3 protein-coding genes and 1 pseudogene are annotated in these 3,514 nt (G+C 37.6%); 1 reads left to right on the top strand and 3 read right to left on the bottom strand.

Annotation, left to right across the window (positions count from 1 at the left end; all coding sequences use genetic code 11):
- Positions 1–785 precede the first annotated feature (785 nt).
- Complete coding sequence (locus H6G68_RS26685) at positions 786–1,415, top strand: hypothetical protein (protein WP_190909334.1); 630 nt, start codon at positions 786–788, stop codon at positions 1,413–1,415.
- A 493-nt stretch (positions 1,416–1,908) separates the two neighbouring features.
- Here H6G68_RS26685 and H6G68_RS26690 read toward each other — a convergent pair whose 3' ends face one another.
- From H6G68_RS26690 to H6G68_RS26700, 3 genes and pseudogenes are all read right to left on the bottom strand, one after another.
- Complete coding sequence (locus H6G68_RS26690) at positions 1,909–2,256, bottom strand: hypothetical protein (RefSeq protein ID WP_190909335.1); 348 nt, start codon at positions 2,254–2,256, stop codon at positions 1,909–1,911.
- Positions 2,253–2,585: a DUF5674 family protein gene (locus tag H6G68_RS26695; protein WP_339327898.1), complete on the bottom strand. Its 333-nt coding sequence runs from the start codon at positions 2,583–2,585 to the stop codon at positions 2,253–2,255. The genes H6G68_RS26690 and H6G68_RS26695 overlap by 4 nt, the downstream gene beginning before the upstream one ends.
- Positions 2,586–2,927: 342 nt before the next feature.
- Positions 2,928–3,407: pseudogene (locus tag H6G68_RS26700) on the bottom strand (transposase); the annotation flags it as partial.
- Between the last annotated feature and the right edge of the window lie 107 nt (positions 3,408–3,514).

Raw genomic sequence — 3,514 nt, forward strand, 5'->3', positions numbered from 1 at the left:
TGCGGTAATAATATTGGCGAATCACCTCCTCTACTAATTCGGCGGTCACAGGTTGAGCAGTATCACGAGATACAACTTTACTGGAGGAGGGAGGGAGAATTTCTACGTTGCTCACCTCAACATTAGTGATATCCATCTGGGAAATAACCATTACATAACAATTAACATCTAGCTTCCTGGAAGTGGAGTTTCAGGAAGCTTTTATTTTATTCTACCCTCCCGTGGATGTGCAGATATTGCTGATAGGACAAAATCCCTGATCGTGGTTTGCTCCCAGTCTGGATAACTTTATTTAGGCGTGCTTTTGCCCTGCAAGCGTCAGGAATGTCTTTTGTTAAAAAAATAAATATCGCACCTCTCTAATTACCAATGCCGTCACAGGTAAAATAGATGTACGCCAAAGTTACCATTCCCTAACCGCACAGGGGAAACGCATATTATCAATAAGGACAATTTAATCTCAATAATGACCAAAATATTCGCATTAACGTCTACTTATTGACAATATTCTAGTCCATCACTATGACTCTAAAAAAATCAATCAAACGATAAATTGGGATTTATTGGTTTATACATTAAAAGGTTATTTTGTCAATAAAATTTAGATGCGTTTCCCCTGACCTATGATAAAATGATTAACCGAGGTAGATTGACCTTAACGGATGGTCGAAACTCCCAACAGTAGAATATCTAGTTAAAAGACGGCTATTTTCGCTATTTTTAATCATTTTGTGCTGCAACACACCCTACCATCAAGTAATACTTAGATTTTAAAAAGGTAAAAAATGGCTTTCAGTAATTTTAAAACTATCGGAGAAGTCCTCACAATATTTCAAGTTACCTACACCGAAGACAATTTTATCAGTGACGTTCCCTTTAATATTACCGACTACTTCCGCGAAGATTTAGAATTAATGATGCGGGATGCTGTTGTTGATAACTCAGAATTTGCTATCTGTGAAAACTTAATTTATCCCGTTCTTAAAGAAGTTTGGAAAACATACCGCCAACATTTTATTTTATGGAGTCATCAATCCTTAAACTACGATGAAAAATTATCAGGATTTCCTGAATATATTTTAGCTAAACGTTCCCCATTAGGTAAAGTTGTTTTTGACAAACCATACTTTATCTTAGTAGAAGCCAAACAAGACAACTTTGAGGCAGGTTGGGCGCAATGTTTAGCAGAAATGATTGCTGCTCAAAGATTAAATGGAGAGTATCAAATCATTATTTGGGGGATTGTTTCTAATGGCGCAACATGGCAATTTGGTAAACTAGAAGATAATAAGTTTACAAAAAATATGACTCCTTTTACAATTTATGAACTAGATAAATTATTCGCGGCTGTTAATTTTATGTTTCAACAATCTGAATTACAGCTAAATAATTTAGTTTTATCTGGTACAGTTTAGTAGCAGATAAAACTAAAACATTTTCTAAAATATCTACTTCAAACTTTTTTTAAGATGTTTAACGGTGAAGTTGAGCCGCCGCAGTTAAACATTGGTTTTTAAAGATCCTTTTTGCAAGGTCTTCTCTGACACATTTTTAGACGGTTTATACTTATAACTGAGTTCGAGTGCATTGCAAAAGCTATTTCAGCAAAACCTATTTCAGCAAAACCTACTTAATCCTGAAAACCTGACCTTTAGGAATAAAGGGTAATCGGCAACCTACAGGAATCAAAAAAGCGTGTTCTCGACGAATATGTAAATTATCGCAATAGCCATCAGTAATGATTAGCAACGGAACGGGCCATTTTTGGGGAAATCCTCCGCTGTTGCCAATAAATCAATACCGGGCTGTAAAACAGTACCACCTCTACCCTTAACTTGGTGATGCCAAGCAGCGTCTCGTTCACGTAGTGTCTCCGACAGGAGAAAAGAAGCTATCGCACTAAAAACCTTAAACCAGAACTCCTGCCATCTCCCTAATTCGATTTGCCCATGTTTGAGACAAGGTTGAAATTTCCAGACGACTAGAATCACTTGCCCAAGTTGACAACCAATGAATATGCCATCGAGACAATTGACGTTGCATTTGAGCCAGTTCAAAGGCACTGTCCACATCTAAATCAATCGCTGTCAGTTCTAAAAATACTTTACTTTCTCTAACAATTTTAAGTACCGCTTCCCCATTAACCCCATCCAAACTGAGAGATGCCATTTGTAGAAAGTTCTGTGCCAACCGTTCAAGACGTACAGAAAGGCGATCGCAACGAAACGCAATTTGTTCTACAGTCCAGTTATTCATAAACCTCCTAATAACTTGTGGATGATTTGTTTGACCTTTTCCCGAATTGCTGGATCTAAAATTTCCATCGCTCTATTTTGACGTGGCCGGAGATTTACCATTGATTCATAAAAAATTTCTTGAGAAATAGGATTCCAACTCGCGCCCCAAACATCCTGTTGTTGACTTCCATTTTCAAGTAAAATAGTTTCACAGTCAGAGTGCATTTCACCTCCACCTGCCAAAATTTGATGACGTATATCTACGGCTGTTTTAATATAGAAACGATTGGCTTGAAGCATCTCGTTGATTTGGGTAGGTGTTGCAGGTTCTTGTAAAATATGAATGATCAAGGTAAAATACGAATCAATTTATTAAGTCATTCTCTCATATTACCTTAAACGATATTTTGGTGTATTACTAATGTAATTATGCAATCAATAAATATTCTTGGTTATCCACGAAAATAGATGTTTATCCCAATTTTATGTGAGGTTGCACAAAATTCTAAAATTCATTGATTGATCTGCATTTATCTGCAGGGTAATAGCATCTCAATCATTCTCGACATCTTAAGCTGTTGTGCAGCTTCATATTCATCTGGTATTAGTTTCAGTAGTTCATTAAGGTTTACCTAACAAGACCAACCTTTGCTGTAAGAGGATGTTTGAAAAGTTTTAGGGAGTCAAAAATTAAGCCAGTCGCTTCACCATAATACGGATCATGGCAAGGTAGATAAAAGTCTCAGAGGTTTCGGGCAATAATTCATAATCTCTGACTAATCGCCGACAGCCCATCAACCAACCGTAAGTGCGCTCCACTACCCAACGTTTTTTGAGTAAGAGAAAACCCTTGGTTTGTTCTGGTCGCAGAACTACCTGCACAATCCAACGCAAAAAATCCATCACCCATTGCATGAAGCGTAGCGTGACGACGTAGGAGTCATACGGCTCACCGTCAAAACCCCCATCTACCCAGATAGTTGTTAAACGAGATGCATGCTGTGGAAACTGTTTCACTCGTTTGAGAACTTGTTTTCCCCCTTCTCGCTCTCCTAAACTGGCAGATGTTACCAAGACTCGCAAGACTAGCCCCAAGGTATCGACTGTCATAAATCGCTTGCGTCCCTTGATTTTTTTGCCTGCATCATAGCCTACTTCTTTGCTCACCATTAGACATCTCCGAAAAAGAATTAAATTATGGTATAAGAATATAAAAGTGTATTTTTTGGTAAGACGTTATGGGCAGTATATTTGAATATATTCAGAGCAATCCTCAC

The organism is Anabaena catenula FACHB-362, assembly GCF_014698735.1.
Classification (GTDB): domain Bacteria; phylum Cyanobacteriota; class Cyanobacteriia; order Cyanobacteriales; family Nostocaceae; genus Anabaena; species Anabaena variabilis_A.